Raw genomic sequence first — 7,649 nt, 5'->3', positions numbered from 1 at the left:
GGCGCGCGCCCGCCCCGGCCCCCGCCCGCTACGGCGTGACCGCGCCGATCACGACGCTGCCGACACCCGCGACCGTGCCGCGCGCGTTGAGGAGCCGGACCTCGCCGAAGAACTGCCGCCCCTCGGGCGCCGGCGCGGCGACGGTGACCTCGGCCGCGACCGACGTCGACGCCCCGTTCGCGAGCTTCACCGCCGCGGCCGGGTCCACCGAGACCGTGCCGAGCCCGGCGGAGAAGTAGACGTCCTTGTAGTCGTAGGTCGTCGACCCCGACGGGACCGCGTAGCCGTCCACCACGATGGTGTACGTGCCCGGCGCCGGCTTGGCGATCGAGACCGCCTCCTCGGAGTCGCCGTCCGCCGACTGCCCGACCGTCACGGAACCCCGCAGGACCGTCAGGTCCAGGTCGGCGCCCTTGTCGGAGGTGTTGCCGATGGCGACGTCGAGCCGCTCGACGCCCTCGCCGACGACGACCGTGGTCGTCTGCTTCCCGCCGTCCGCGATGGTCGGCGTCGCGACCTTCGCCGAGCCCAGCGAGCCGCCCTCGAGCTTGCCCTCGATCGGGGCGAACCCGTTGGTGACCTTCCAGTCGACGGGGGTCGGCGCGCCGACCTTCGCCTCGGGGATCGTCTTGACCGCCGGGTCGAACGTCGCGCCCAGGACCGCGATCGAGATCTGGTACGGGTTGTCGAGCGTCGGCGCGATCCGCCGGCCGTCGACCTCGATCTCCCAGACGCCCGGCGCCGGGTTCGCGTAACTGCGGGTGCCCGGAGCGGGGTCCTCCACCGGCAGACCGTAGGGGTGGAACGCCGAGAAGCGCGCCCCGGTGGGCGAACCGGTCAGCGCGACCTCCAGCGCCGTCGCACCGGCCGGGACCGTCACGAAGTACGAGTTGTGGCTGTTGCGCTGGACGGTGCCGCGCGTCTCGTAGGTGTACGACGGCTTGACCAGGTCCTTCGCGACGACGACCGTGTTCAGGATCTGCTTGTCGACGCCCTCGGTGCGCACGTCGTCGACCTCGAGGATCGCGCTGTGCGCGCCCGCCGAGCGGGGCAGCGCCCGCAGCTTGACGGTGGCGGGCTTGCCCAGCTCCAGGTTCACCCGGCCGGAGCCGAGGATCTCCCAGGTGCCGTCGTCGTACTTCAGGTCCAGCTCGTGGCGCAGGCCGCCGGCCGGGCCGCTGGTGCGGGTGACCGTGACGGTGTACGTCTTGGCCTGGTCCTGCTTCGCACCGCCCTCGCGGTCGTAGATCCCGGTGCCGAAGCCCGGGGTCTTCAGCGCGAAGTCGATCGCGGTGTCGACGGGCGCGCTGACCTCGTAGGAGTGCGCGGTGGCGCCGTCGCGCAGCGACCGCCAGGCCTGGACGACGTCGATCCGGCCCGAGCCCTGCTCGTGCGCCGCGTAGCCGGGGATGCGGTCCGCGGTGCTGGTCAGCGCGGTGCGCAGGGCCAGCGGGCTGACGCCCACCTTCTTCTGCTCCGCCGCCGAGAGCAGCAGCGCCGAGGCGCCCGCGACCTGCGGGGACGACATCGAGGTGCCGTTCTTCATGCTGTAGCCGACCGGCAGCGCGTAGCCCGCCTCCGGCACGCCCGAGCCCGGCAGCCAGGTCGGGTTGGTGTTCACCGCGGCGCCGGGGCCGGTGATCGTCGGCGCGAAGCCGCCGTCCTCACGCGGGCCGCGCGAGGAGAACGGGAACAGCGCGTACTCCTTCTCCACCGCGGAGCCGTAGTTCGACGCCCAGGTGTCCTTGGAGACCGCCGCGCCCACCGAGACCACCTTGTCGGCCAGGCCGGGGTCGCCGATGGTGTTGACGCCCGGGCCCTCGTTGCCGGCCGAGATGACCAGCTGGACGCCGTACTCGTCGATGAGGCGGCCGTAGAGCACGGCGCGCGCGTTGTTGCCGTCGTTCAGCGCGGGCAGCCCGCCGATGGACATGTTGACGATGTCCACGCCGCGGTTGATCACCAGGTCGGCCATGCCCTCGGTGAGCGCGATGTTGGTGCAGCCGCCGGTCCAGGTGCAGGCGCGCGAGGAGACGAGCTGCGCGCCGGGGGCGGCGCCGTTCGCCTTCGAGCCGCCGAACAGGCCGTTGGCCGCGGCGATCCCGGCGACGTGGGTGCCGTGCGAGGACTCGACGATGCCGATGTTGACGAAGTCGGCCTTCTTGCCGACCCAGGTCCCGCCCAGCGGGTCCATGGGGACGTCCTTGCGGATCTCGATCACGAAGGGGGTCCGCTCGGCGATCGCGGTCGCCGGGTCGTCGGTCCCGAAGTACTGGATCCCGAAGCCGTCCTTGTACGGCTTCAGCGGCGCGTTGTCCGTGAAGTCGCTGTCCTGGTCGGTGTCGACGCGGACGGTGCCGGCGGCCGGGTCGTACAGCAGCCCGAAGACGTCGGTGGTGTCGCCGTCGCGGTTGACGTCGCCGGCCGGGTCGCCGCCCGCGGTGATCGACTCCGCGAACCGGCTGAACTGGTACGCGCCCTCCGGCGCCTTCCAGCTCGCGTTGGACGCGGTGAAGACCGGGCCCGCGACCGGGGTGACCTGGGCGCGCCAGGTGGCGTCGCCCTCGGTCAGCGGGTCGGTGGAGGTCACCCAGTCGGTGATCTTCCGCTTGCCGGTCGTGGTCTCCTGCAGCGCCGGGTGCGCGAGGTCGACGCCGGAGTCCAGGATGCCGATGGTGATCCCGCGGCCGTCGGCCTTCGGGTTCTTCTTCACGAAGTCGACCGCGCCGGTCTCGGCGGACGGGTTGTACGGGTTCTTCGCCGGGGTCTGCGGGCCGGGGGCCGGCCAGGCGCCCGCGGCGGGCTTGCCCTCGCCCTTGCCCGCGCCCTCGGGCGTCGGGTCGTCGAGCGGGATCTCCTCGCGCAGGTCGATGGCCTGTACGGAGCTGAGCTTCTGCGCCGCCTTGATCGCGGCCTCGGCGCGGGCCGTGGGCACGGTGGCCCGGACGTATCCGAGCTTGTCGAAGGTGCGTCCGACGGAGCCGCCGGTGACGGCGTCGAGCTGGCCGGAGACCTGCTCGGTCTGCCCGGGCGCGGTGGCGACCATCATGGTCACGAACTTCTCGCCGCCCGCCTGGGCCTCGCTGAGGAGTTCGGCGTCGTCCGCGCCGAGCTTGGCGTCGGCGGACTTCGCCGGGGCCGGTGCCGGCGGGGTGGCCGGGTCGTCCGCGGCGGTCGCGGGGGACATCCCGCCCGCCGCGAGCGCGGCGACGAGCCCCGCCGCGGCCGCGATGCGGACCGCACGTCTCGCGCCGCCGGGTATGGGCGCCCGCTGTGAATCCTGGGTCATCAGCATCCCTGTACGTGAAGGAACGAATGGGGCGAAGCAACGGCATCCGGAATCCGGAACGCGGAGCCGGATGACCGGTCAGCCTGACGCACGGGCCGGCTCTTTGGGGAGGGCCCGGGGTGGCGGATGCGCGCCGTGGCGCAGACCCGCCAGCCTGCGCGACGGTGGCCCGGGGCGAGAGCGACGCTCTAGCGTCGGGGCGTGCACAAGGAGCTCAGGGTGGCGGCCTACGCCGTAGTCGTACGGGACGGACAGGTGCTGCTCGCCCGGTGGGTCGCCGCGGACGGGCGCAAGCGGTGGACGCTGCCGGGCGGCGGGATGGACCACGGGGAGGACCCGCTGGAGACGGTCGTCCGCGAGGTGGAGGAGGAGACGGGGTACGTGGCCCGGCCCGGCGCGCTGCTCGGCATCGACTCCGTCCAGCGCCGCTACCCGCGCAAGCTCGGCACCTTCGCCGACTTCCAGGGGCTGCGGATCGTCTACGAGGCCGCGGTCACCGGCGGCGTCCTGCGCGCGGAGACCAGCGGCTCCACCGACCTCGCCGCGTGGCACGACCTCTCCGCCGTCCCCGACCTCCCCCGGGTCGGCCTCGTCGACATCGGCCTGGCCCTGTGGCGCGAACGCCCTCCCCTCGGACGGGTGCGGCAGGACGGACCGGACGCCGCCGACCGCGCCGGTGCGGCTTCCCCTGAGCGGGGGCGGCGGGGCGGACCGGAACCCGCCGACGCGGCCGACCCTGCCGATCCGGCCGAGGGGGGCGACCCGCAGCCGCACTGACGGGGCGCCCCGCGCCCTGCCGCCGGCCGTGCGGGCCGGACCGCCGCCGGTGCCGCGCGGGCGCGGCGGCGCGGCACGCGCCGCGAGCGGTTCGGCGCGGGGCCCGGCCCGGACGCGGACGGCCCTTCCCCGTGAGGTGAACGCGGAGTGGCGGGTTCCTCGCGGGCGCGGGGCGGGGCCGTGACCGGTCGGCGGGTGCCGCGGCCTGCGCTGATCCACGTACGGTGCTCGCCGGTGTGCGTTGCGTCGCCGTTCACGCGGCAGCCACCACCGCTGCCGACGCTTCCGCTGGGGGCGCCTCGCCCCCGACCGATCGCCGTCGCGACCGCACCGGGAGCCCGCGTCATGAAGCGCACGCCGCGCAACACCCCTGCCGATCCCGTCGAGCCCGTCGATCCCGCCGAACCGACCGGCGCCGCGGGGCGTCGTGCCGTCACGAGCCGTCGTGCCGTGCTCGCGCTCGCCGCGGGTGGGGCGGCCGCGGCAGCGGTGGGGGTCGGCTCGTCCGTCGCCGCCGCGCCCGAGCGGGGGCTCCGCCCTCCGCACCCCCGTGTCGGGGCTTCGCCCCTCCGGCCCCGAACGGCGGCCGGGCTGAGAGATACTGCCGGCCCCGCGCCCGCAGGAGCCGCCCGCCCCGCGTCCGCAGGGGTCGCCGCGCCACCGTTCGTCGTCGGCACCACGCTCGACACCGTCGCCACCCCCGCCGGCAGCGGGCCCTACCGGCGGCTCCGTGGCGGGCGCGGGTGGCCGAGGGTCGTGCGGACCGACCTCGCGGCGGCGGGCCGCCGCCGCGGGACGACCCGCCGGGCGCTGACCGCGTTCGTGCAGCTCACCGACCTGCACGTGCTCGACGTGCAGCACCCGTTGCGCTTCGAGTACCTCCGCACCCGGGCACCGGAGGCCTGGCGGCCGCAGGAGGCGTTGACCGTGCCGGGCGCGGTGGCGCTGATCGAGCGGGTCAACGCCCTGCCGGGCGGACCGGCGACGGGCGCGCCGCTGGAGTGCGTGGTGACGACGGGTGACAACACGGACAACAACTCGCAACTCGAACTCGCCTGGTTCCTGCGGGCGATGAGCGGCGGCCGGATCACCCCGGACAGCGGTCTGGCCGGCGTCTACGAGGGCGTGCAGAACTCCGGGAACCCCCTGTACTGGCACCCTGGCAGCTCCCTGCGCGACGGGGACAAGGCGCGCCACGGCTTCCCGCGGCTCGACGGCTTCCTCGCCGCCGCGCTGCGGCCCGTGGACAGCCCCGGCCTGACGCTGCCGTGGTTCTCGACGGTGGGGAACCACGACACCCTGCCCGGCGGCTGCTACGGCCGCTCGTCCTACCTCGCCGACGTCGCCACCGGCGACCGCAAGCTCCTCTCCCTGCCCGCCGCCCCGGCCGCCCGCCTCTACCAGGCGATCCGCAAGGGCACGGACCCGGCGGGCGAGCTGCTGCGCGAGCTGTACACCGCCGAGCGCCGCCGGCTGCGCCCCGTCACCCCCGACCCGCGGCGCGCCCCGTTCACCCCCGCCCAGTACGTCGCCGCGCACCTCGACCCGGCGCACACGGGCGCCGGCGGGCCCGTGGGCCACGGCTACACGCGGCGCAACCTCGCCGACGGGACGATGTACTACACCTTCCCGCTGGGCGGCGGCGTCCTCGGCGTCAGCCTGGACACCACCCACCCCACCGGCCACTTCACCGGCTCGATGGACACCCGCCAACTGCGGTGGCTGGAGCGCACGTTGAAGGCGCACCGGGACGAGCACGTGATCGTCTTCTCGCACCACCCCAGCTGGGCGATGGGCAACACCCGCGGCGGCCGCCACGACGCCGGGGACCTGCTGGCCGTCCTGCGCCGCCACCGCAACGTCGTCGCGTGGGTGAACGGCCACTCGCACCGCAACGCCGTCACCCCGCACGGCGACCTGTGGGAGGTCACCACCGCCTCCCACGTCGACTACCCCCAGCTCGCGCGGATCGTCGAGCTCACCGACAACGGTGACGGGACGCTGTCCCTGTTCACCACCCTGGTCGAGTCCGCCGCCCCGCACCGCGCCGACCACGGCGACCTCTCGCCGTCCGGCCTCGCCGCGCTCTACCGCGAGCTCGCCTCCAACGCCCCCGGCGCCCGGAAGACCCTCTCCGGCGCCCCGGGCGACCGCAACACCGAACTGCTCCTGCGCCGACGATGACGCGCGGCCCCGGTTCCGCCCCCTCCGCGGAACCGGGGCCACGCGTGGCCATGGGGGCTACCGGGGCAGGACGACCACGTACGAGGCCGGGTCGCGGTCGGTGGACGCCATCAGCGCGGTCCGCACGACCGTGGCCTGCTGCTCCATCGCCTCGCGCAGCTTCTTCGGGGTGATGTACAGGACGGTGATCCCGAGCCGCTCCAGGATCTCCCGCTTGCGCGCGTACTCCGACCACATGGCGTCCTCGTCCTGCCGCGGCGCCCGGGTGTCGAGCTCGATCGCGACGGCCTGGTCGGGCCAGTACGCGTCGAGCCCGCCCAGGTGCGGGCCGCCCGGCAGCCGCAGGTCGACGTTCCACAGCGGGGCCGGGATGCCGTGCTCGCGGACCAGCGTGTAGAGCCGGTCCTCGGCGACGGCCCGGCCCTCGGCGAGCAGCGCGTCCACCGCGTCGACGACGTGCGGCCGCTCAAGGAGCCGCGCGAGCGTCAACTCCCGCACGATGGAAGCCGGTTCGGTGTGCCCGCCGCGGACCGCCTCGGTCAGCAGCCGGCGGACGAGGTCGGCGTCGGTGATCGTGTCCACCGCGTCCGCGAGCGCCCGCGCCACCGGGGCGACCGGCAGGCCGAGGACCTGCTGCGGCTCGGGGAGGGTGTGGGTGCGCAGGATGCGGGCGGGGCCCTGCGAGCGCAGCCGGCGGGTGCGCGGCACGAGCACGTCGACCTGCGCCAGCGACGCCAGCGGGGGAGCGGAGGAGAACCGGTGCAGGGCGAGCGCCGCGAACCCGGTGACCATCGCCTCCCCGTACGCCGTGACCGGCCGGGCGTCGCGCCCGGTGTCCACCGGCTGCTGCGGCACCGAGGCGATGAGCCGCGGCGAGCCGCCCCCGGCCGGCGGCCGGCCCGCGTACATCAGCGAGGCGTGCAGCCGCTCCTCGTCGCTCGGCGCCCCGTCGTGCAGCAGGTACACGCCCGGCAGGAGCTGCTGCCAGGGGCCGCCCGGCCGGCACCGCTCGGCGGCGGCGGCCCGGGTGACCCCGTGGTCGCGCAGCTGAGCCTCCGTCAGGACCCGGCGCTGCGTGGTGTCGAGGTGGCGGAGGGGGCGGGGGGAGAGCGGCGTGTTGTGGTTCATGCCGTGGGTCTGCCCGGGTCCCCCCGCCCCTCTAACCGCCGTTACCCCCCCGTCGCCGAACACGGACGTTTCCGGCCTAAAGTTCCGGTCCCGGGTTGCCGATCGGATATGCCGCCACCTGGACGTATCGCGGAGCGTCGATCCGTCATCACCCAGCGTCGATTACGCCATTCGGGGGCAGGCTGCTGCAAACGGAGCAGTACCTGTCATCCCCCCGGGGCCCGTCGCCCCCCTCGGGCCCGTCGTCCCCCGGGGCCCGTCCGGCCCCGGG

3 protein-coding genes and 1 pseudogene are annotated in these 7,649 nt (G+C 75.0%); 2 read left to right on the top strand and 2 right to left on the bottom strand.

What is annotated here, in order from left to right:
* Nucleotides 1–28 precede the first annotated feature (28 nt).
* Complete coding sequence (locus ACFWEG_RS27265; protein WP_387220297.1) at nt 29–3,289, bottom strand: S8 family serine peptidase; 3,261 nt, start codon at nt 3,287–3,289, stop codon at nt 29–31.
* Between the two features lie 201 nt (nt 3,290–3,490).
* On the opposite strand from ACFWEG_RS27265, the pseudogene ACFWEG_RS27260 reads away from it, so the two are divergent.
* Both ACFWEG_RS27260 and ACFWEG_RS27255 read left to right on the top strand, forming a co-directional pair.
* Nucleotides 3,491–3,931: pseudogene (locus ACFWEG_RS27260) on the top strand (NUDIX hydrolase); the annotation flags it as partial.
* Between the two features lie 480 nt (nt 3,932–4,411).
* Complete coding sequence (locus ACFWEG_RS27255) at nt 4,412–6,250, top strand: TIGR03767 family metallophosphoesterase (RefSeq protein ID WP_387220295.1); 1,839 nt, start codon at nt 4,412–4,414, stop codon at nt 6,248–6,250.
* A gap of 57 nt (nt 6,251–6,307) precedes the next feature.
* On the opposite strand, the gene ACFWEG_RS27250 is transcribed toward ACFWEG_RS27255, so the two are convergent.
* The gene (locus ACFWEG_RS27250; RefSeq protein ID WP_387220292.1) at nt 6,308–7,378 is read right to left on the bottom strand and encodes a hypothetical protein; all 1,071 of its coding nucleotides are present in this window, start codon (nt 7,376–7,378) and stop codon (nt 6,308–6,310) included.
* Nucleotides 7,379–7,649 lie beyond the last annotated feature (271 nt).

This window comes from Streptomyces sp. NPDC060194, assembly GCF_042728285.1.
GTDB lineage: Bacteria > Actinomycetota > Actinomycetes > Streptomycetales > Streptomycetaceae > Streptomyces.
This window is presented reverse-complemented; position numbering and strand designations above follow the sequence as displayed.

Coding starts and splice junctions, on each gene's coding strand:
- ACFWEG_RS27265 (WP_387220297.1), bottom strand. CDS start 3,289: ATGACCCAGGATTCACAGCGGGCGCCCATACCCGGCGGCGCGAGACGT.
- ACFWEG_RS27255 (WP_387220295.1), top strand. CDS start 4,412: ATGAAGCGCACGCCGCGCAACACCCCTGCCGATCCCGTCGAGCCCGTC.
- ACFWEG_RS27250 (WP_387220292.1), bottom strand. CDS start 7,378: ATGAACCACAACACGCCGCTCTCCCCCCGCCCCCTCCGCCACCTCGAC.